Source organism: Massilia horti, from assembly GCF_004614195.1.
In the GTDB taxonomy this organism is placed as follows: domain Bacteria; phylum Pseudomonadota; class Gammaproteobacteria; order Burkholderiales; family Burkholderiaceae_D; genus Telluria; species Telluria horti.
The window spans coordinates 26,718-48,891 of record NZ_SPUM01000118.1 but is presented as its reverse complement, the minus strand read 5'-3'; the positions used below and the strand labels follow the sequence as shown (position 1 = coordinate 48,891).

The following is a 22,174-nucleotide window of genomic DNA, read 5'->3' as shown; positions in this document are numbered from 1 at the left end:
GGGCGCGGGAGCAGCCGCGGCTTGCGCCTGCCGCGCGCGGTCGCCGCTCGAGCCGTCGTCCAGCGCCAGGCCGTGGGCGCGGATGGCGTCCGCCATTTCCGGCGTGTAGCCGCGCACCGCGACCGCGTTCAGGCGGTAGGTCTTGAGCAGGGCGACCAGCGCGCGCCAGTCGATGCGCGGGGCAGTCGCGGCGATGGCGCCGACGTCGATGACGGCGAACTCGTCTTCGAAAAAGTCCGACACCCCGCCCGTCATCTGCTTGAGCGCGGCGTTGATCGCGGTCGGATCGGCCGAGTGCAGGATGGTCGAAATAGCAACAACCGTTGAGATTTTGATCTCGATCGGCAGGGAAGATGCGGTTTTCGGCATAAACGGTTCAGGTTGGCTTTAGCCCGTGCATTCTACTGTGAAATTTGTCCTAAAGGCCAAGGCTTTTATGCATGATTCCTAAAGGCAAGCAGTCCATTATGCGTTTGAAATAATCATTCGAAAATCTGCACCAACGGGTGTCGCACAATTGTGATCCTCGGTTGTTTTGAATGAATAAGCTGATAAGATTGACCTTAATCAAATCCACTCAGAAGCGCGAATTTAGCATGAATGGTTTTCCGGCCATGACTCGGGTGCACACCTGAGCCTGTGCCTGTGCCGCCGCGCTCGCGCCCCCACGCCGGACGCCGAACGCGCAGGTACAGCGGCCGCTGCATCAATCAACCACGCTGGCCTTGGGCCAGGAACCGGAGATTTCATATGGAAGACGTCGTAATTGTGGCCGCCGGCCGCACCCCAGTGGGCAAATTCGGCGGCACGCTCGCCAAGATTCCCGCCGCCGAGCTCGGTGCCCTCGTGATCAAACAGTTGCTCGAAAAAACCGGCATCGACCCGGCCGCGGTGAGCGAAGTCATCATGGGCCAGGTGCTGACCGCCGGCGTGGGCCAGAACCCGGCGCGCCAGGCATCGATCAAGGCCGGCGTTTCCGACAAGGTGCCGGCCTTTACCCTGAACATGGTGTGCGGCAGCGGCCTGCGCGCGACCCACCTGGCGGCCCAGGCGATCAAGCTGGGCGACGCCTCGATCGTGGTGGCCGGCGGCCAGGAGAACATGAGCGCCGCGCCGCACGCGCTGCAAAATTCGCGCGACGGCATCCGCATGGGCGACGGCAAGCTGGTCGACACGATGATCGTCGACGGCCTGTGGGACGTATACAACCAGTACCACATGGGCGTGACCGCCGAGAACGTCGCACGCAAGTACGACGTGTCGCGCGCCCAGCAGGACGAGTTCGCGCTGCAGTCGCAGCTCAAGGCCGAGGCCGCGCAAAAGGCCGGCAAGTTCAAGGACGAAATCATCCCGGTCGAGATCCAGTCGAAGAAGGGCACCCAGGTGTTCGATACCGACGAATATCCCAAGCACGGCAGCACGATCGAGGGACTGTCGAGCCTGCGCCCGGCATTTAACAAGGAAGGCACGGTTACCGCCGGCAACGCCTCGGGCATCAACGACGGGGCCGCCGCGGTCATCATGATGTCGGCCTCCAAGGCCAAGGAACTGGGCTTGACGCCGATGGCGCGCATCAAGGCCTATGCCTCGGCCGGCCTGGATCCGGCGTACATGGGCATGGGCCCGGTCCAGGCCGCCCGGCTGTGCCTGGAAAAGGCCGGCTGGAGTCCGCAAGACCTGGACGTGATGGAAGTGAATGAAGCGTTCGCCGCCCAGGCGGTCGCTGTCAACAGGGAAATGGGCTGGGATACGTCGAAGATCAACGTGAACGGCGGGGCAATCGCCCTCGGTCACCCGATCGGCGCATCCGGGGCGCGCATTCTGGTCACGCTGCTGTATGAGATGCAGCGGCGCGATGCCAAGCGCGGCCTGGCCGCCCTGTGCATTGGAGGGGGTATGGGAGTCGCCTTGGCTGTCGAGCGTCCGTAAGAGATGCCGACAGCGAAACATCAAAGTGACGGACAAAACAGGAGAAGACGATGGCTAGAGTAGCATTGGTGACCGGCGGCATGGGCGGTCTGGGCGAAGCGGTCTGCATCAAGCTGGCCGCGCTGGGGTACACCGTGTGTACCACCTATTCGCCAGGAAATACGAAACACGACAGCTGGCTAGCCGCGATGCGTGAGAAGGGCTTCGCTTTCCGGGCCTATGAGTGCGATGTGGCCGATTTTGAATCGGCCCAGGCCTGCGTGGCCAAGCTGGTGCAGGAAGTCGGCCCGGTCGACGTGCTGGTCAACAACGCCGGTATCACGCGTGACATGACGTTCAAAAAAATGGACAAGGTCAACTGGGACGCGGTGATGAAGACCAACCTGGATTCGGTGTTCAACATGACCAAGCAGGTGTGCGACGGCATGGTGGAACGCGGCTGGGGGCGGATCATCAACATCTCGTCGGTGAACGGGCAAAAGGGCGCCTTCGGCCAGACCAACTATTCGGCGGCCAAGGCCGGCATGCACGGCTTTACCAAGGCGCTGGCGCTGGAAGTGGCGCGCAAGGGCGTGACGGTCAACACCATTTCGCCGGGCTATATCGGCACCAAGATGGTGATGGAGATCCCGAAAGAAGTGCTCGAGAGCAAGATCATCCCGCAGATTCCGATGGGCCGGCTGGGCAAGCCGGAAGAGGTGGCGGGCCTGGTGGCTTACCTGTCGTCGGACGAGGCTGCGTTCGTGACGGGCGCCAACATTGCGATCAACGGCGGCCAGCACATGTCCTGAGCCCATTGGCCACTGACAAAAGCACTGCTTCGGGCAGTGCTTTTTTTGTTTCAAGGAACCCACGATGACGCTGGCCTTCAAGCCGTATCTGCGCGAAATTTCGCTCGATCCGAAAGCGCAGATCGATTACGACCGCTATCCATTCTCGATCCCTGCCGTGCGCGAGCTGGGAGTGATGACACTGCATCGGGACGTGACGTTCTTCGTTGGCGAGAACGGGGCTGGCAAGTCGACCGTGCTGGAAGCGATCGCGGTGGCGATGGGCCTGCCGGCGGAGGGTGGCAACCGAAATGTTTACCGGCAGCAGCAGGAAGTCTCGCCGCTGCACGGCTACCTCAAGCTGGTCAAGGGCTTCAGGCAGCCCCGTGCGTCATATTTCCTGCGCGCGGAGAGCCTGTTCAACGTGTTTAGCTACCTCGACGAGATCAAGGTGGGACCGGGGAGCGGCGCGGGCCTGCACCGGCGATCGCATGGCGAAGCCTTCATGGATCTCATGCTTAACTTTCGCGAGGATGGCTTGTACCTGCTCGACGAGCCCGAAGCGGCGCTCTCGCCGTCGCGCCAGCTTGCCGCACTGACGGTGATGCACCAGCTGGTGCAGGAAGGCTCGCAGTTCATCATTGCGACGCATTCGCCGATCCTCCTGTCGTATCCCAACGCCAAAATCCTATGCTTCGACGAGAGCGGTATCATGGAGGTCGCCTATGCGGACACGGAGCACTATGCGGTCACGCGCGACTTCCTGAACAATCACGAGCGCCGGCTGCAGCAGTTGCTGGTTGATGAGGATGCCGATTGAATACTGTTCCATTGCTTTTTGACGCGAATGAATACTCTGCCCCATGACAGCCTGGCCCTTGCCGGCCTTGAAGAACAAATCCTGCAACCCGGCGTCAAGGGCTTGCCGATCACCGAGCCGCTGCGCCAGGGCGCGATCGGCGTGCAGGGCTGGAACGTGCTGCACGGCGACACCAGCTTTCCGGTCGCGGTCCTGAAAACCTCGGCGCTGCGCCACAACCTCGACTGGATGCGCGGCTTTTGCCAGCGCTACGGCGCCACGCTCGCGCCGCACGGCAAGACCACCATGAGCCCGCAACTGTTCGGCGCCCAGCTCGCCAACGGCGCGTGGGGCATCACGCTCGCTACGACCACCCAGGTGCAGGTCGCGCACCGCTTTGGCGTGCGCCGCGTGCTGCTGGCCAACCAGCTGGTCACGCGCGCCGACATCAAGGGCATCCTGCAACTGCTGCACGACGATCCCGACTTCGAATGCGTGGTGCTGGCCGATTCGCTGGCCGGCGTCGCGCGGCTGGCCGAAGCGGTCGGCGCACACCCGCTGGCACGCGCGCTGCCTGTCCTGGTCGAGCTTGGCCTGCCCGGCAAGCGCGCCGGCTGCCGCACGATCGACCAGGCCATGACCGTTGCGCGCGCGATCGCGGGCGCACCTAGCCTGCGCCTGACGGGCTTTGAAGGCTACGAGGGCCTGCTCGTGTCCGACGACCGTGAGGCCGACGTGCGCGCCGTGGACGATTTTGTCGCCGCGCTGGTCGCGCTGATGTGCGAGGCCGACGACGAAGGATTGTTCACCGGGCCGGAGATCCTTGTTTCGGCCGGCGGCTCCGCCTACTTCGATTTGGTCGCGCGCGGCTTGCGCCAGACCACCAGATTGACGCGCCCCGTGCGCGCGGTGCTGCGCAGCGGCTGCTACCTGACCAGCGACCACGGTTCCTACTACCGGCTGATTGGCGAGCTTAACGAGCGTGAGGACGTGGCGCCAGGCGAGGGATTGCAAGCGGCGCTGGAAGTGTGGAGCGCGGTGCTGTCGCGCCCGGAGCCGGATCTCGCGATCCTGTCCATGGGCAAGCGCGACGCCTCCTACGACGTCGACCTGCCGATCCCGCTGTACACGCACAGCCCCGGTCCCGGCATGCCAACCGCGCTGCCGGACGGCTGCACGATCTTCAAGATGAACGACCAGCACGCCTATTTGCGCCTGCCCGCCGGCCATCCGCTGTGCGACACGCTCGCCGTCGGCGACCTGGTCGGCTGCGGCATCTCGCACCCGTGCACCACCTTCGACAAATGGCCGCTGCTGCTGGCCGTCGATGACGATTACCGGGTGCGCTTTGCGGTCAACACCTTCTTCTGATTGAACCGGGCAGTAGGCTACAATCGGCTCAAGCAACTTGAGAGAGCGCCACATGCCCGTCACGCCGCCATCGCTGTTTCCGCCGATCCTGCCCGTACGCTCGGGCATGCTTGCCGTCGACGAGCTGCACACGATTTACTGGGAAGAGGTCGGCAACCCGGACGGCATCCCGGTGCTGTTCCTGCACGGCGGCCCCGGCGCCGGCCTGTCGCCGCAGCACCGGCGCTTCTTCGACCCGCATGCCTACCGGGTGATCTTGTTCGACCAGCGCGGCGCCGGCAAGTCGACGCCGCTGGGCGAGTGGCGCAACAACACGACCCAGCTGCTGATCCAGGATATCGAGCGCCTGCGCGAGATGTTCGGCATCCGGCAATGGCTGGTGTTCGGCGGCTCGTGGGGCTCGACGCTGGCGCTGGCCTACGGGCAAGCGCACCCCGAGCACTGCCTGGGCTTCGTGCTGCGCGGGATCTTCCTGTGCACCGCGGCCGAAATCGACTGGTTCCTGCACGGCGTGCAGTGGTTTTATCCCGAGCTGTACGAAGAGTTCGTGGCGCCGATCCCGGTCGAGGAACGCGGCGACCTGCTGCGCGCGTACACGCGGCGCCTGCTGTGCGACGACCCCAACCTGTACTGGCCCGCGGCGCGCGCCTGGAGCCGGTTCGAGGGCCGGCGCGTGTTCCTGCTGCCGCAGGAAGAAGAAACCTCGTCCGACACGCTCGACCTGGGCGTCGGCCGCCTCGAATCGCACTATATGGCCAACCTCGGCTTCCTCGAGGACGACCAGCTGATCCGCGACGTCGGCCGCATCGCGCACCTGCCGGCCGTGATCATCCAGGGCCGCTACGACGTGATCTGTCCACCGCTGGCGGCGTGGCGCCTGCACCGCGCCTGGCCCGGCGCGCAAATGCGCATGATCGCCGACGCCGGCCACGGTGCGCTGGAGATGGGCATCGCGCGCGCACTGGTCGGCGCCACCGAGCAGTTCAAGCGGCGCCGCCGGTTCGACTAGACGCGACAGCAAGGCGGCCTGATAAACTAGAGGCGTGACAACGACGACAACACATCCACATCCATGAATATCCAGATCAGCGACATCGGCCACATCATCCAGCTTTCGATCGCCCCCGTGTTCCTGCTGACTGGCGTGGCCACCAAGCTGACCGTGCTGATGAACCGCCTGGCGCGCATCATCGACCGCACCCGCGAGCTCAAGGACCGCCTGCGCTCCGGCCGCGATCGCGCGGATGAGGAGGAACTTGAAGTGCTGTACCAGCGCTGGCAGCTGATCAATTACGCGATCACGGCGAGCACCGCGACTGGCCTTCTGATTTGCCTGGTGATCGCCTTGCTGTTCCTTGGCGACACCACCGACCTTCCCGTGGACAGATGCATCGCCGTCATGTTCGTGATCGCGATGGCTGCCCTGATCTGCAGTTTCATGTTCCTGCTGCGCGAAGTCTTCGTCTCGTTCCGCTACATGCGCATGCACGAGGCGGTCCTGATCCAGGAGCCGCGCTGAAGCTGCCGACCGAGGGCGTCCCTTTACCGAATAGAGTTTATCCATGCAAGACTACCAACGCCCCCCTACCTTGCACCGCTACGGGCCGTGCTCAGAGCTGGAGCAAGCGCTCAAGACCGGCCAGTTCCGGCTGATCCCGTCAGGCAGCTTCCTGACCGTGTCGTTTTCCAAAGTGTGGGACAAGAAGCTGTTCGACGTGCTCGCGCCCGCGGACTGCTGCCTTGTGATCCATAACACCGAGGAGTTCGGCGAACGCCTGCACCGTGCGGTGCAGCGCAGCCTGCCCAACTGGGCCGGCATCGACGGCCCCGTCGAATACGGCGTGCGTTCGCGCCTGGGCAGCGCGTTTACCAAGAGCGGCGAACAGGCGCAGGAACAGGAATGGCAGTTCGCCTGGCGCTCCATGTCGCCGAACGCCAGCCTGAATCCGGTGACAGTGCGGATCGGCAGCCTGGAACAGTTCGCCGAACTGCGCGATCGCGAAAGCCATTTGGTCTGATCGCACGGCTTACCGTAGGGTGCGCACTGCGCACCGGTCATCGTGTGCTGACTTGCGGCTGCCGCTTCGTTACGCTACGTTCGCGAACCGCGTGCGCACAGGGTGCGCACCCTACGCGCGATCGGCGCTCCCGTTTTAGAACCACGCGTCTAGAGATTCACGGTTAAATGCCGTGATGACAACCGCAAGCTACCCGCACCTGCTCGCGCCGCTCGAGCTGGGCTTCACCACGCTCAAGAACCGCGTGATCATGGGCTCGATGCACACCGGGCTCGAAGACCGCTTCTACAACTACGGCAAGCTGGCCGCGTTCTACCGCGAGCGCGCGCGCGGCGGCGTCGGCCTGATCGTCACCGGCGGCATCTCCCCCAACCGGCAAGGCTGGCTGCTGCCGTTCGGCGGCACGATGAACTTCGCCGGCGACGTGCTGAACCACCGGCGCGTCACACGCGCCGTGCACGAGGAGGGCGGCAAGATCCTGATGCAGATCCTGCACGCCGGCCGCTACGGCTACCAGCCGTTCGTGGTGTCCGCGTCCGATATCAAGTCGCCGATCTCGCGCTTTCGGCCGCGCGCGCTGACCGCGCGCGGAATCGAATCCACGATCCGCGCCTACGCCCGCGCCGCGCGCCTTGCGCGGATGGCCGGCTACGACGGCGTCGAAGTGATGGGCAGCGAAGGCTACCTGCTGAACCAGTTCCTGTGCGCGCGCACCAACCGGCGCGATGACCGCTGGGGCGGTCCTATCGAAAACCGGATGCGGCTGGCGCTGGAAGTGGTCAAGCGCATCCGCCAGGCGGCCGGGGACGACTTCATCATCATGTACCGCCATTCGGTGCTGGACCTGGTCGAAGGCGGCAACACCTGGGACGAGGTGGTGACGGTCGCGCGGGCGCTGCAGGAAGCCGGCGTGACCATCCTGAACACCGGCTACGGCTGGCACGAGGCGCGCGTGCCGACCATCGTCACCTCGGTGCCGCGCGCGGCGTTCGCCCAGATCGCGGGCCGGCTGCGCCAGGCGGTGTCGATTCCCGTGGTCGCATCGAACCGGATCAACATGCCGCACGAAGCGGAACAACTGATCGCGCGCGGCGACGCGGACCTGGTCTCGATGGCGCGGCCGTTCCTGGCCGATCCCGAGTTCGTCGCCAAGGCAGCAATCGGCCGTGCCGACGAGATCAACACCTGCATCGCCTGCAACCAGGCATGCCTGGACCATACCTTCGCCAACCGGCGCGCGACATGCCTAGTCAATCCGCGGGCCGGGTACGAAACGGAGCTCGTGTACCGCAAGGCGCGCACGCCGCGCAAAGTGGCGGTGGTCGGCGCCGGACCTGCCGGGCTATCGGCGGCGACCGTGGCCGCCGGGCGCGGGCACCAGGTGACGCTGTTCGAGTCGATGGACCGCATCGGCGGGCAGTTCAACGTGGCCATGCGCATTCCCGGCAAGGAGGAGTTTGCCGAGACGCTGCGCTACTTTCGCCGACAGCTCGAACTGTTGAACGTGGACGTGCGGCTCGGGCGGCGCGTCACGCGCGAGGAGCTGGCTGCCGGCGGTTTTGACGACGTGATCGTCGCCACTGGCATCAAGGTGAGAAAGCCCGCCATCGAAGGCATCGACCATCCCAAGGTGCTGTCCTACCTGGACGTGCTGCGCGAGCAGGCGCCGGTGGGCCGGCGGGTGGCGGTCATCGGCGCTGGCGGTATAGGGTTCGACGTGAGCGAATACCTGCTGCACGACCCATCGCATGCGCTGCCGGTGCCGGTGCGGGAGTGGACGCGCGAATGGGGTGTGGACCTGGAGGTGGCCGGGCCGGGCGGGCTGGTCAAGCCGGAGGACGCAAGCCCGTACAGGCAGATCTGGCTCATGCAGCGCAAGACGTCCAAACCTGGCGCCGGGCTGGGCAAGACATCCGGTTGGGTGCATCGCGCGAGCCTGGTGCGCAATGGCGTGGTGATGATGGCCGGGGTGCGGTATGACCGGATCGACGATGCGGGGCTGCATGTGACCGTCGGTGGCGAGCAGAGGCTGATCGAAGTGGACAACATCGTGATCTGCGCGGGGCAGGAGAGCCTGGATGAGCTGATGCCGGGCGAGGGCGGGGCGAACGGACCCAGGTACTACAAGATCGGCGGCGCGGCGCTGGCGACGGAGCTCGACGCGAAGCGCGCGATTCGCGAAGGAGCCGAGCTCGCGGCGCGGTTGTGATACGGCCGCGTGACCGTAGGGTGGGCGGGTCTCCCGCCCACGCGTTCAAACAGTGCGTGAATCAACCGAACGCGTAGCGGCGGTGCTAGCGCCGGCTGGACGCGTGGGGTGAGTCGGGCTAAATGCCCGACGAACGAGCCCCCCGCCCTACGCCTCCGTTTTACGCCCGCATCCGTTGATTGGGTATCGTAGGGTGCGCACCTGTGCGCACGCGGTTCGCGAAGGTAGCGTAGTGGAGCTGCGGCCGCAAGTCAGTATGCGTTGACCGCGTGCGCACAGGTGCGCACCCTACGCCTCCTGTCGGCGGAGCTGGATGCGATGCGTGCGATCCGCGAAGGAGACGATTTGGCGGCGCGGTTGTGACGGTAGTAGGGTCGCTGGTTCGTAGATTCACGCTCTGTTTGAACGCGTGGGCGGCACAGCCGCCCACCCTACGCACCCCCGGTTACTTCTTGCGCACCACCACGCACCCGATCGAATACCCCGCACCAAACGAGCAGATCACCCCCAGCGCGCCCTGCGGCAAATCGTCCTGGTACTTATGGAAGGCGATGATCGACCCAGCCGAGGACGTGTTAGCGTAGGTATCCAGAATCACCGGTGCCTCTTCCGGCGCCGCGTCACGCCCCAGCAGCGTGCGGGCGATCAGCAGGTTCATGTTCAGGTTCGCCTGATGCAGCCAGTAGCGCGACACCTGGCCCACTTCCAGTCCCGCCGCCGTCACCGTGTCGCGGATCATCTCGGCCGCCATCGGGCACACTTCCTTGAACACCTTGCGGCCCTGCTGGCGGAACAGCTTGTCCGGCTGGCCGATGCCCGCTTCGTCAAAGCGGTTCATAAAGCCGAAGTTGTTGCGGATATTGTTGGAGAACTTGGTCTTGAGCTTCGATTCGACGATCTCGAACTGGTGCGCACCGCGCGCCGTCTCGGCCGCCTCAACCACCAGCGCGGTGCACGCATCGCCGAAGATGAAGTGGCTGTCGCGGTCGCGGAAGTTCAGGTGCCCGCTGGTGATCTCGGGATTGAGCACCAGGACCGCGCGCGCCTGTCCGGCCTGCACCGCCGCGGCCGCGGTCTGGATGCCGAAGGTGGCCGACGAGCAGGCCACGTTCATGTCGAAGCCGTAGCCTTCGATGCCGAGCAGCTCCTGCACCTCGACCGCCATCGCCGGATAGGGGCGCTGCATGTTGCTGCAGGCGACCAGCACCATGTCGATGTCGGCCGGTAGGCGCCCCGCGCGCGCCAAAGCCTCACGCGCGGCGGCTACGCACATCTCGGCTTGCAGCGACGGTTCGTCGTCGCCGCGCTCGGCGATGCGCGGCGTCATGCGCGCCGGATCGAGGATGCCCGACTTTTCCATCACGTAGCGCGACTTGATGCCGGAGGCCTTCTCGATGAACCCGCTGCTCGACGGTTCGATCGCCGCCACCGTGCCGGCCGCAATTGCGTCGGCATGCTCGGCATTGAAGCGCTCGGCGTAGGCGTTGAACGCCAGCACCAGTTCGTCATTGGAGATCGAGTAGGGCGGGGTGAACAGGCCGGTGCCGCTGATGACGACAGCTTTCATGATGGTCGGGCTTTCGCAAGAAGGGCGAGGAAGGTGGACCCGATTCTACACATATTTCGGGCCCAGTCCGATGTGGCATTGGCGGCCGGCGGCGATTCACCCGCCTGCCGTCATAATTGCTTGGCCAAGCGCTGGCAACTTTCCAGGCTGCGCTCCGGGTTAGGACCCCACTGCGAGGCGTCGATCTTGGGGCCGAGCTGTTCAAGCTGCGCAATCAGCGTGGCTTTGTCCTTGGCCAGGCATGCCATGTACGCGTAGCGATTGCGGCGCTCCGGGCTTTCCGGGTAACGGGACAGAAAGTCTTCCCAGCTTTTCTTCATCGTGGGCCAGTCGGCGCGGCTGTCCTCGAACAGCGCGTGGCCAAACTGTTGTTCGGCGGCGGAAGAATACAGCCGCGCATACATGCCTGTGCCCAAGTCCGCCTGCGTCTGCTGCGCGACCTGGCGAATATATTTGTCCAGGGTTTTGACATCGCCGCCCCACTTCGGTAGCAGCGAGGTCACGATGTCGAAGTAAAGCGAGATGTCCTGCGGATTGCGCTTTAAGCCATCCTGCGCGATCGCTTCCAGTTGCCTGGCATTCCAGCCCAAGCCCATTCCAATCTGCAGCAGCGTGGAATGGGCATAACTGTCGGTCAGGGCGACGTCCGCGTGTGCCTTCAGGTAGTCGACCGCGCGGCGCGAATAGCTGAGAAAATCGTTCCAGGCCTCTGGCGGCACTTCCTTGGCGTAGCCGTTGCCGCGATAGGACCACGCATGCTTCAGCAGCGCCTGGGCGTGCAGGATGTGCGCCAGCGCCGATTTCGGATGCTCGGTAGCCCATTGCAGGGTCAGCGCCTCCAGCTCGCGCAGGTAGGGCTCGCTGTGCGGAAGTTTGGAATCGAGGATGCGCTCGATTCCGGTCCGAAACTCCGCCAGCTCGGAGCCGCCGTCGGCGGCGATGTGGCCGGGCTGCCTGAGCTCGGCATTCTGTTTTTCGAGCGCGTCAAAGTCGCCCCACCAGAGCGACCACAGGGCTTGTGAGGTGATGGGCGGGTCTGGCTTCTCTGCCCAGGCCGGCGTCATGTTGACCAAGGGCGTTATGGCGATTGTCCAGGCCAGGACGCGTCGGGCGACCTTCCGGCCAAGTTGCGGCTGTATTTTCATTGGTCGGATCCTTTCGGCGCGGCGGCGGCCGTTTTCGCTGACTCGTCCAGATTCCACACCAACTGGATCCGGACACCTTGCGCGCCGTTCGGAATGTCGTAGCGGCGCTCCTCCAGTGCATAGTCCACGGACAGTTTGTCAAAAATGCTTTCAAAGGCAACAGGCCGCACGCCGCGGATACCTTCCACCTTGATCTCGCGCGCCTCGACGCTGGCCTGTTCGGGTTTTCCTTCGGCGTTGAACCGAATCCGCATATAGGTCTTTCCGGTGACAAGAAAGCGCCTGGCCAGCGGCGGATAGGGAGGAGTGTTGGTCGCCGCGCCAGGCTTGGGCTCGCGCTCCTGGGCGATGGGGGCGGCCACGAAACGGGCGCTCGCCGTGATCAAAGTTCCATAGCGGAAGGCATTGAGCGCATCGGCCGGCTTCGCGCCCTGGCGCAGACTTTCCTGTAGCCACCACTGTTGGAAGGCGCATCGCGTCACCGGTGCCAAGCTCGCGTAATCCTTCTGCTGGCCGAGCAGTGTCGAGGCCAGCATTGGTGGAAGGGGCAGCCTGGCCTGCTGGCCGTCCGCCGGAGCGCGTTTGATCAGCAACATCGCGGCGTCCTGAGGCAGGGGATCGGGCCAGGGCGCGACAGTTGTCCGGGCCTGCCCCCAGTGGGCCAGCAACTGGCGCTCGGTCGCCAGCGCGGCCGTCCGCTGCGCCGCCGGCATGGCCTGCAGCCTCATCATTCGGCTGGAAAAATCGCTGAAACGGCCGTCGCCTTCCAATTCGCACACCCGGGGAGATGTCTTGAGCACCGCCAGTGTCGCCTGCTCGTAGTCTGTGTCACCGGGCTCGATTTGCCAAAGCGCCAGTTCATTGAGCAGGCGCGCCCAGACGGCGTAGTACAGTTCGTTGGGTGAGAGCTTCTCGCCCTTGGCGGTTTGCAGCTTTCGTTCTTCCTCCAGCCACGCGGGCAGGAGCTTTTGGATGCGGGCCAGATGATCGGCGCTCATCTTCTCGGCCGCGGCGCGCAGCTCGGGGTCCAGCCGCAATTTTTTATCCAGCTCGAAGGATCGGGACAGATCCCTGTGCAGGATGCGCACCATTGCCGCGCCCTGCCCGTCGTCTGACGCTGGCGCGGCAAGGGTGGCCGCGCAGCCGGATGCCAATACCAGTGCTACCGCACCTCGAACAATGGGCGATAACTGGACTTCATAGATCATCGGGGGTCTTTCAGAAAATTACCAGGCATGCCGAGACGTAGAAGCCATCTCCCGTGAAGTCTCGCGCAAGGGGGTAATTTTATCCTGAAAGCAACCGATCCAGAGAGGCTCTGCGGGCGCTCTAATTGTCGCGGTGCGCCAGCACCGACCCGCCGGCGCGCTTGGACAACTGCATCGGCGTGCCCTTCAGGTGGTTGATCGCCTGCCCCAGCTGGAAGTCGCTCGCGCCGCCGAACTCGAGCGGCTTGCGCGCGCGCTCGATCGCGGCCGCGCGCAGCTCTTCCTCGAGCTCGTCCTGGCGCGCCCCCGCCATTTCCTTGTCGCGGTCGTTCGTCAGGTGGCGGTCGAGGTCGACCTCGCGCACGCGCAGCGCGTTGATGCCGTCGCCTTCCGCCGTTTCGTCCACTGGAAAGTCGGGCACGATGCCGCGCGCCTGGATCGAGCGTCCGGCCGGGGTGTAGTAGCGCGCGGTGGTCAGCTTGACGGCGGTGTCGTTGCCGAGCGGGCGGATGGTCTGCACCGAGCCCTTGCCGAAGGTCTGGCTGCCGACGATCGCGGCGCGCTTGTAGTCCTGCAGCGCGCCGGCGACGATCTCGGACGCGGAAGCCGAACCGGTGTTGACCAGCACCACCATCGGCACGGTCTTGAAGATCGCCGGCAGATTGGCCAGCGCGTCGCCGTCGCTGCGCAGCATGTAATATTCGGGCTTGCCATAGAAGCGCTGCCGCGAATCGGCCAGCTGGCCGTTGGTCGAGACGACCTCGGCGCCCTTGGGCAGGAATGCCGCCGCCACCCCGATCGCGCCTTGCAGCAGGCCGCCCGGGTCGTTGCGCAGGTCGAGCACCAGGCCCTTCAGGTTCGGTTCCTGCCGGTACAAAGCCGTCAGGCGCGCGGCCAGGTCTTCCACCGTCGGCTCCTGGAACTGCGAGATGCGTACCCAGGCATAGCCGGGTTCGACGATCTTGCCCTTGACGCTCTTTTGCACGATCTCCTCGCGCACGATCGTCAGCTGCAGCGGCTGCGGCAAGCCCTCGCGCAGGATGGTCAGCGCCACCTTGGTGTGCGGCTCGCCGCGCATGCGCTTGATCGCTTCGTTGATGTCCAGGTCCTTGACCGGCGTGGCGTCAATGCGCGTGATCAGGTCGCCAGCCTGGATGCCGGCGCGCTGCGCCGGCGAATCTTCGATCGGGGACACGATCTTGATGTAGCCCTCATCGCTTGGCGATATTTCGATGCCCAGGCCAACGAACTTGCCCTCGGTGCCTTCGCGCAGCTCGCGGTAGGCCGCCTGGTCGAGGTAGGCCGAGTGCGGGTCGAGCGAGGCGACCATGCCGGAGATGGCGTTGGTCAGCAGTTTTTTGTCCGGCACCTGCTCCACGTAGTCGGACTTGATCACGCCGTACACCTCGGCCAGCTGGCGCAGCTCGGCCATCGGGATGGCCTGGTCGACGGGCTTTTGCGCCAGCGCGGAAAATTGCATGGAAATAGCAATCCCGGCAATCACGCCAAGGCTGACGAGTGCGGAGTTTTTGAAAGTGGAGCCCATATTCACCTGGATTTACGGCAGGATCGGCCCGCCAGCGCATGAGATAGCGCAAAGGCAGTATAAACCCGAACAGGCGGGCCCGCTCAAGGCGCACGACCGACCGTAAATTCGGCGCAACATTTGTAAATCGCTGTAACCCCCATTTGAAGGACGGTAAGCAATTGTAAGAGTTTGCACTGACGTCAATTGAGCGACCTATAGTTCCTCTCAGTTTTTCTCTCTCTCCACTCTTTTGAAGTGGTCTTTGCCCTCGGCTCCCCCTCCGAGGGCTTTTTTATGCCCGGGAGCTTTGCATGAAAACACCTACGTTCGCCCGTGCCGTGCTGCTGGCGCTGGCTTTGGGCGCCGCGGCGCCCACCTTCGCCACCCCGCTGTTGGAAATGCATCCCGAGGACCTGCTGGTGGTGGCGCAAGAGCTGAAGACGTCGCTGAATTTGAACGCCAACCAGCAGACGCTGTGGCAGCAAGTCGAAAGCCGCAGCCGCAGCATCCTGCGCGAGCGCGCGAACCGGCGCGAAAAGCTCCAGCAGCAGGGCAAGTCCATGCTCGACAATCCCAACCTTGAATTGCGCGATCTGGGCGCGGCTGTCGATGCCGAGGAGGCCGCCAGCGCGGCGGAGAACAAGCAGCTGCGCGAACTGTGGCTCACCGTCAATGATGCGCTCGACGACACCCAGCGCCGCAAGGTGGCAGCGATGGTTGCCGATCAGATGGTGCGGGTGCAGGCGGAAGGCGGGCCGCGCGGATCCTTTGATGCCAGGGGCGAGGGCCGTGGCCGCGGCGGCATGGGCCATGGCCGGGCCGGAATGGGGCGTCCCGGTGGGGGAATGGGCGGCGGCTGAGCCGCCATGTATCGAAAAGTAAAAAAATAGCGGCGGGTGTTCCGTTGCCCGGCCCAGCCGCTAGAATGCTTTATCTTAAGGGCAATACATGTTGGCTGAGGCTAATGGTGTCGCCTTGCTTTACATGATTTGAAGAAGATATGAGCAAACTATTTCCGATCGCCTGCCTGGCCCTGCTGGGCACGGGCGGCGTCGCGCATTCCCAGGACCAATCGGTTACCCCGGCCACGCCGGCGGTGCAAGAGCAAGGGCAAGATCAAAATAAGGCCGAGGACTCGTCCTCGCCCCGCCGCGGCAACGGCCGCATGCGCGGCAATTCCCAGCCCGCGGCGCCTGCCCAGGCCGACGCCCAAATCCAGCAAGTGACCATCAGCGGCAGCCGTGCCGACGACACCGAGTCGCGCCGCCTGTCGACCGCGGCCAAGATGGTGTTCGGCCGCGAGGAGCTCGACCGCAACGGCGACACCAGCGTCGGCGAAGTGCTCAAGCGCCTGCCGGGCGTGACCATGGGCGGCGCGCCGGGACGCGGTGGCGGCGGAATCCGCATGCGCGGCCTGGGCAACGGCTATACCCAGATGCTGGTCAACGGCGAGCGTCCGCCGCCAGGGTTCTCGCTCGAGTCGCTCTCGCCCGACCAGGTCGAGCGGATCGAAGTGATGCGCGGACCGGTGGCCGAGCACAGCACGCAGGCGATCGCCGGCACCATCAACATCATCCTGCGCGAAGGCTACCAGCAGAAGGACCTGCAGTTGCGCGTGGCCGACAACATCGAGCAGGGCCGCCATGGCGGCATGGTGTCGCTGACCATGCCGGGCAAGACCGGCAACCTGACCTGGCTGTTGACCGGTGGGCTGATGCAGCACCGCCAGCACAACCAGACTGACACGGTCAACCTGAGAACGCGCGACCTGGACAATGTCGTGGAGCGTGAGCAGCTGATCCACGACGAGGGCAACGGCAAATCGACCGGCATCCACCTGTCGCCGCGGCTGCAGTACAAGTTCGACAATAACGATACGCTGACCTTCCAGCCGTTCTTGATGAGCAACCGGAACACGGGCGATGCCGACACCAAGGTCACCCAGCCGGTGGGCAGCGACGACCAGCTCGAGTACGCGTACCAGCATTCCCGGTCGAAATCGAGTTCGACCTTCCTGCGCGGCTTCGGCAACTGGCTGCACCGGATGGAAGCGGGCGCCAAGCTGGACGTCAAGTTCGGCTTCGGCGGCGGCCAGAGCGACAGCGACACCTGGCGCAACACCTTCGACAAGGCCGGTGTGGCCAAGCGCGCCTATGTCGATTCCGATTCGACGCGCGAGCGCAGCCTGAACACCGGCGGCAAATTCACCAAGCCGCTCAAGCAGGGCCACCTGTTCGCCGCCGGCTGGGACGTGGAGGCCGGCCACCGCAGCCAGAACCACGTGGCGCAGGGCGACAGCGCGGCGCTGTTCGACGATTCGGGCGCGACGTTCGCGGCCGACACCCGGCGCGTCGCGGCGTTCGTGCAGGACGAGTGGGACATCACGGAGCGGTGGTCGGCCTACCTCGGCCTGCGCTGGGAAGGCATCCGCACGACGAGTTCGAGCCTTGGCACCGACGTCAAGAACACCAGCAGCGTGTGGAGCCCGGTGCTGCACACGGTATGGCGCATTCCCGGCCGCGAGAAGGACCAGCTGCGCGCCAGCCTGACCCAGAGCTACAAGGCCCCGGCGCTGAACGACATGATTGCCGTGCCTTTCATCTCGACTACCCCGGACGACCCCACGCGGCCGGACCGCATCGGCAACCCGAACCTGAAGCCCGAACTGGCCAAGGGCATCGACCTGGCGTACGAACACTACCTGGGCAAGAACGGGATCGTTTCGGCCAGCGCGTTCATGCGCAACATCGACAACCTGATGCGGCGCCAGACCGTGCTTCAGCAAACCGGCAACGGGCCGCGCTGGGTGTCCACTCCGATCAACATCGGCAGCGCGCGCACCAGCGGCATCGAGCTGGAAGCCAAGTTCCCGCTGACTGACCTGTTCCCGAACGCGCCTGGCATCGACGTGCGCTCGAACTACAGCCGCTTCTGGTCGCAGGTCGACGGCATCCCCGGCCCGAACAACCGTCTGGACCAGCAGCCGAAGCAGACCGCCAACGCGGGTCTGGACTACCGCATGAAAGGACTGCCGCTCACCGTCGGCGGCGGCTTGAACTGGACGCCGGCCACGATCGTGCAGACCACGGTCAGCGAAGTGGCCAGCACCGGCGTCAAGCGCCAGTTCGACCTGTACGGGCTGTGGAAATTCAGCCCGGCCACCCAGGTGCGGATCTCGGCCAACAACCTTGACCCGAACCTGTACGAGACCGGGCGCAGCGTCGATGCCAAAGGCATCACGCAAAGCGCCTTCAACGTAGCCCGCACCTACACGACGGTCGGAGTGCGGCTTGAAACAAAACTGTAGCGGCAGCCCAGCAGCCCGGTCCGACATCGGCCGGGCTGTGCTACATTTGCCTGCGGCCACGAGCCGCTTATTAGAAATAGAATAAGGACCTTCTTGTGAAACGATACCTTCTGAGCACCCTGACCCTGTCCGTGATGGCAGCCTTCGCCAGCGCGGCGGACAACGTACACACCGCCGCTCCGGTCGCCGCGGTTTCCGGGATCGACACCCAGTACATCGACCCGGCCGTGCGCCCGCAGGACGACTTCTTTGAACACCTGAACGGCAAGTGGCTCAAAGCGACCGAGATCCCGAGCGACAAGGCCAGCTGGGGCACCTTCATGAAGCTGCGCGACGACACCCTGCCGCAGCTGCGCGGCATCATCGAGGCTGACGCCCAGAGCCCGCACAAGAAGGCCGGCACCGACGCCCAGAAGATCGGCGACCTGTACACCAGCTTCATGGACGAGAAAAAGCTGGAAGCCCTGGGCTACAAGCCGCTGACCGGCGAGCTGCAGCGCATCCGCGCGCTCAAGGACAAGAAGGGCGTTCCGGCACTGATCGCGCACCTGGCGCAAATTGGCGTGACCACCCCGTACGGCATCGGCGTGGCCCAGGACGCCAAGGAATCGACCAAGTACGCTGCCTACATCCGCCAGAGCGGCCTGGGCATGCCGGACCGCGACTACTACCTGAAGGCCGACGACAAGCGCATGGCCGAGACCCGCGCCAAGTACGAGCAGCACGTGGCCACGATCCTGGCGCTGGCTGGCGACAAGGATGCGCAAGCCAAAGCCAAGGCGATCCTCGCGTTCGAAACCGACCTGGCGCAGGCACAATGGACCAAGGTCGAGCTGCGTGATCCGGAAAAGAGCTACAACAAGATCGAAGTGGCCAAGCTGTCCGAGCTGACCCCGGGCTACGACTGGAAGGCCGCGCTGGCCGCCGTCGGCATCGGCAACAAGGTCGACTACGTGATCGTCGGCCAGCCGAGCTACCTGTCCGGCCTGAACCAGATCCTGAACAACACCGACATCGAGACCCTGAAGGCCTACTTCCAGTGGCAGCTGCTGCGCGAATATTCGCCGTTCCTGTCCAAGGCATTCGTCGACGCGAATTTCGCGTTCTACGGCGCCACGCTGACCGGCGTGACCGAAAACCGCCCGCGCTGGAAGATCGGCGTGTCCACGGTTGAAGGCGCAATGGGCGAGGCGGTGGGCCGCCAGTACGTCGAGAAGTACTTCCCGGCCGAGCGCAAGGCGCGCATGGAAGTGCTGGTGAAGAACCTGCTGGCCGCGTACAAGGAGTCGATCGACAACCTCGACTGGATGGGCCCGGAGACCAAGAAGCAGGCGCAGGACAAGCTGGCCAAGTTCACGCCGAAGATCGGCTACCCGAACAAGTGGCGCGACTACTCCAAGCTGACGATCCGCGCCGATGACCTGGTCGGCAACGTGATGCGCGCCTCGACCTTTGCCTACAACCGCAACATCAGCAAACTGGGCAAGCCGATCGACCGCGAAGAGTGGGGCATGACGCCGCAGACCGTGAACGCGTACTACAACTCGCGCCTGAACGAGATCGTGTTCCCGGCCGCGATCCTGCAGCCGCCGTTCTTCAACATGGAGGCCGACGACGCGGTGAACTACGGCGCGATCGGCGCCGTGATCGGTCACGAGATCGGCCATGGCTTCGACGACAAGGGCAGCCAGTCGGACGGCGACGGCAACCTGCGCAACTGGTGGACCGCGGAGGACCGCGCCAACTTCAAGGCCAAGACCGACATGCTGGTGGCGCAGTACAACGCGTTCTCGCCGCTGCCTGGCTATAACGTCAACGGCGAGCTGACCCTGGGCGAGAACATCGGCGACAACTCGGGCCTGTCGATCGCGTACAAGGCGTACAAGATCTCGCTGGGCGGCAAGCCGGCGCCGGTAATCGACGGCCTCACCGGCGACCAGCGCTTCTTCATGGGCTTTGGCCAGGTATGGCGCACGAAGATGCGCGAGCAGCAGCAGATCGTGCAGGTCAAGACCGATCCGCACTCGCCGGGCCAGTTCCGCGCCAACGGCACGCTGCGCAATCAGCCAGCGTTCTACGAGGCGTTCGGCGTGAAGGAAGGCGACAAGATGTACCTGGCGCCGAAAGACCGCGTCACGATCTGGTAAGCTGTAAACGGCTGTAAACCGCTTGACCACGGAACCGGCGCCACGAGCGCCGGTTTTTAATTCCAACCCTAAACTGGAGACGAGCTTGATGAAACGATATTTGCTGAGCGCGCTGACCCTCGCGTTGATCGCCGGCGTTACCCACGCCGAAACGGGCAAGGGCGCGAGCAAGGCTGCGAGCGCCAAACCGGCGTCGGTCCTGACGGCCGGCATTGCGACCCAATATGTGGAACCGTCGGTCCGCCCGCAGGATGACTTTTTCGAATACCTGAATGGCAAGTGGCTCAAGACCACCGAGATTCCGGCCGACAAGTCGAGCTGGGGTTCGTTCGCCAAACTGCGCGACGACATCCAGCCGCAGCTGCGCGCAATCATCGAGAACGTCGCCAACAACCCGAACAAGGTCGCCGGGACCGACGCCCAGCGCATCGGCGACTTCTACGCCAGCTTCATGGACGAGGCACGCCTGGAGCAGTTGGGCTTGAGCCCGCTCAAGGGCGAGCTGGACAAGATCGCGGCGATCAAGGACAAGTCCGAACTGCCGGCGCTGTTCGCACACCTGGGCCAGATCGGCGTGAACGTCCCGTATGACTTCTCGATCCACCAGGATGCCAAGGATTCGACCAAGTACGTGGCCGACATCGCGCAGGGCGGCCTGGGCATGCCCGACCGCGACTACTACCTGAAGGCGGACGACGCCAAGATGGCCGACACCCGCGCCAAGTACCAGGCGCACGTCGAAAAGATGCTGGCGCTGGCAGGCGAGCAGGACGCCGCCGCCAAGGCGAAGGCGATCGTCGAGCTCGAGACCGAACTGGCACGCGTGCAATGGACCAAGGTCGAGAACCGCGACCCGGTCAAGACCTACAACAAGGTCGAACTGGCCGGCATGGCCAAACTCGCGCCCGGCTACGACTGGATGTCGTATCTGGACGCGGCCGGCATCAGCGGCAAGGCCACCTATGTGATCGTCAGCCAGCCGAGCTACCTGAAGGGCTTTGCCGCAATCGCGGCCAAGACCTCGCTCGACACCTGGAAGACCTACCTGCGGGCGCACCTGGTGGAAAGCTACGCCACCTACCTGTCGAAAGCCTTCGTCGACGAGCGCTTCTCGTTCTACGGCACCACGCTGTCGGGCGCGCCGCAGATCGAACCGCGCTGGAAGCGCGGCGTGTCCACCATCGAGCGTACCCAAGGCGAAGCGGTGGGCAAGCTGTATGTCGAGCAGTACTTCCCGGCCGAGCGCAAGGCGCGCATGGAAGCGATGGTGCAGAACCTGCTGGTGGCCATGAAGCAGTCGATCAACACGCTCGACTGGATGAGCCCCGCCACGAAGAAGGAAGCACAAGCCAAGCTGGCCAAGTTCATGCCGAAGATCGGCTATCCGAACAAGTGGAAGGATTATTCGGCGCTGGTAGTGGCCAAGGATGACCTGGTCGGCAACGTGATGCGTTCGCGCGTGGTCGAGTCCAACCGCGAGCTGAACAAACTGGGCAAGCCGATCGACCGCGACGAGTGGCTGATGACGCCGCAGACCGTGAACGCCTACTACAACCCGGAGCTCAACGAGATCGTGTTCCCGGCATCGATCCTGCAGCCGCCGTTCTTCGATCCGAAAGCGGATGACGCGGTCAATTACGGCGCGATCGGCGCCGTGATCGGCCACGAGATCAGCCATGGCTTTGACGACCAGGGCGCGCAGTACGACGGCGACGGCAACCTGCGCGACTGGTGGACCGCGGCCGACCACAAGAACTTCGAGGCCAAGACCAAGATGCTGGTCAAGCAGTACGACGCCTTCAGCCCTATCCCTGGCTACAACGTCAATGGCGCTCTGACCCTGGGTGAGAACATCGGCGACAACTCGGGCATGGCGATTGCGTACAAGGCATACAAGCTGTCGCTCAAGGGCAAGCCGGCGCCGGTCATCGACGGCATGACCGGCGACCAGCGCTTCTTCATGGGCTGGGCCCAGGTGTGGCGTTCGAAGATGCGCGATGCGCAGCAGATCGTCCTGCTCAAGGCTGACCCGCACTCGCCCGGGCAGTTCCGGGTGAACGGCACGCTGAAGAACCAGCCGGCCTTCTATGACGCGTTCAAGGTCAAGCCGGGCGACAAGATGTACCTGGCGCCGAAGGACCGCGTGATCATCTGGTAAGCGCGCCGCCAAGGCGAA

General features: G+C 64.5%; 17 protein-coding genes. 12 read left to right on the top strand and 5 right to left on the bottom strand.

From position 1 onward, the window contains the following. On the bottom strand, positions 1 to 369 hold a 369-nt coding region (locus E4O92_RS17985), incomplete at its 3' end, for a septum site-determining protein MinC (RefSeq protein WP_502572581.1). Between the two features lie 381 nt (positions 370 to 750). Between E4O92_RS17985 and E4O92_RS17980 the strand changes: the two genes are divergently transcribed. The 8 genes from E4O92_RS17980 to E4O92_RS17945 all read left to right on the top strand — a co-directional run bounded on the left by E4O92_RS17980 (position 751) and on the right by E4O92_RS17945 (position 9,096). Next, complete coding sequence (locus E4O92_RS17980) at positions 751 to 1,929, top strand: acetyl-CoA C-acetyltransferase (protein ID WP_135191029.1); 1,179 nt, start codon at positions 751 to 753, stop codon at positions 1,927 to 1,929. 50 nt (positions 1,930 to 1,979) lie between these two features. Continuing rightward, positions 1,980 to 2,720 carry an acetoacetyl-CoA reductase gene (gene phbB / locus E4O92_RS17975; protein WP_135191028.1) on the top strand — a complete coding sequence of 247 codons (741 nt, stop codon included), beginning with the start codon at positions 1,980 to 1,982 and terminating at the stop codon, positions 2,718 to 2,720. A gap of 64 nt (positions 2,721 to 2,784) precedes the next feature. Next, positions 2,785 to 3,519: an AAA family ATPase gene (locus E4O92_RS17970; RefSeq protein ID WP_135191027.1), complete on the top strand. Its 735-nt coding sequence runs from the start codon at positions 2,785 to 2,787 to the stop codon at positions 3,517 to 3,519. A gap of 27 nt (positions 3,520 to 3,546) precedes the next feature. Continuing rightward, the gene (locus tag E4O92_RS17965; protein WP_135191026.1) at positions 3,547 to 4,869 is read left to right on the top strand and encodes an amino acid deaminase; all 1,323 of its coding nucleotides are present in this window, start codon (positions 3,547 to 3,549) and stop codon (positions 4,867 to 4,869) included. Positions 4,870 to 4,921: 52 nt separating this feature from the next. Beyond that, on the top strand, positions 4,922 to 5,878 hold the full coding sequence (gene pip / locus E4O92_RS17960) for a prolyl aminopeptidase (protein ID WP_135191025.1): 957 nt from the start codon (positions 4,922 to 4,924) through the stop codon (positions 5,876 to 5,878). 63 nt (positions 5,879 to 5,941) lie between these two features. Then, positions 5,942 to 6,388, top strand: a complete 447-nt coding sequence (locus E4O92_RS17955) for a DUF2721 domain-containing protein (RefSeq protein WP_135191024.1) — start codon at positions 5,942 to 5,944, stop codon at positions 6,386 to 6,388. Between the two features lie 43 nt (positions 6,389 to 6,431). Next, positions 6,432 to 6,887, top strand: a complete 456-nt coding sequence (locus tag E4O92_RS17950) for a hypothetical protein (RefSeq protein ID WP_135191023.1) — start codon at positions 6,432 to 6,434, stop codon at positions 6,885 to 6,887. A 175-nt stretch (positions 6,888 to 7,062) separates the two neighbouring features. Continuing rightward, positions 7,063 to 9,096 carry an NADPH-dependent 2,4-dienoyl-CoA reductase gene (locus E4O92_RS17945; RefSeq protein ID WP_135191031.1) on the top strand — a complete coding sequence of 678 codons (2,034 nt, stop codon included), beginning with the start codon at positions 7,063 to 7,065 and terminating at the stop codon, positions 9,094 to 9,096. A 445-nt stretch (positions 9,097 to 9,541) separates the two neighbouring features. Here the strand turns inward: E4O92_RS17945 and E4O92_RS17940 are convergent, their stop codons facing one another. From E4O92_RS17940 to E4O92_RS17925, 4 genes are all read right to left on the bottom strand, one after another. After that, positions 9,542 to 10,663: a beta-ketoacyl-ACP synthase III gene (locus E4O92_RS17940; RefSeq protein WP_135191022.1), complete on the bottom strand. Its 1,122-nt coding sequence runs from the start codon at positions 10,661 to 10,663 to the stop codon at positions 9,542 to 9,544. 110 nt (positions 10,664 to 10,773) lie between these two features. Further along, complete coding sequence (locus tag E4O92_RS17935; protein WP_229483483.1) at positions 10,774 to 11,808, bottom strand: DUF4034 domain-containing protein; 1,035 nt, start codon at positions 11,806 to 11,808, stop codon at positions 10,774 to 10,776. Next, a complete protein-coding gene (locus tag E4O92_RS17930) occupies positions 11,805 to 13,016 on the bottom strand; it encodes a hypothetical protein (protein ID WP_135191021.1) in 1,212 nt (403 codons plus the stop codon). The genes E4O92_RS17935 and E4O92_RS17930 overlap by 4 nt, the downstream gene beginning before the upstream one ends. Positions 13,017 to 13,137: 121 nt before the next feature. Continuing rightward, positions 13,138 to 14,562 carry a S41 family peptidase gene (locus E4O92_RS17925; RefSeq protein ID WP_135191020.1) on the bottom strand — a complete coding sequence of 475 codons (1,425 nt, stop codon included), beginning with the start codon at positions 14,560 to 14,562 and terminating at the stop codon, positions 13,138 to 13,140. 293 nt (positions 14,563 to 14,855) lie between these two features. On the opposite strand from E4O92_RS17925, the gene E4O92_RS17920 reads away from it, so the two are divergent. The 4 genes from E4O92_RS17920 (at position 14,856) to E4O92_RS17905 (ending at position 22,156) form a co-directional block, all read left to right on the top strand. Continuing rightward, on the top strand, positions 14,856 to 15,404 hold the full coding sequence (locus E4O92_RS17920; RefSeq protein ID WP_135191019.1) for a hypothetical protein: 549 nt from the start codon (positions 14,856 to 14,858) through the stop codon (positions 15,402 to 15,404). Positions 15,405 to 15,544: 140 nt separating this feature from the next. Beyond that, positions 15,545 to 17,851, top strand: a complete 2,307-nt coding sequence (locus E4O92_RS17915) for a TonB-dependent receptor plug domain-containing protein (protein ID WP_135191018.1) — start codon at positions 15,545 to 15,547, stop codon at positions 17,849 to 17,851. Positions 17,852 to 17,946: 95 nt separating this feature from the next. Next, on the top strand, positions 17,947 to 19,998 hold the full coding sequence (locus E4O92_RS17910) for a M13 family metallopeptidase (RefSeq protein WP_135191017.1): 2,052 nt from the start codon (positions 17,947 to 17,949) through the stop codon (positions 19,996 to 19,998). An 88-nt stretch (positions 19,999 to 20,086) separates the two neighbouring features. Next, a complete protein-coding gene (locus tag E4O92_RS17905; protein WP_135191016.1) occupies positions 20,087 to 22,156 on the top strand; it encodes a M13 family metallopeptidase in 2,070 nt (689 codons plus the stop codon). Positions 22,157 to 22,174: the final 18 nt, after the last annotated feature.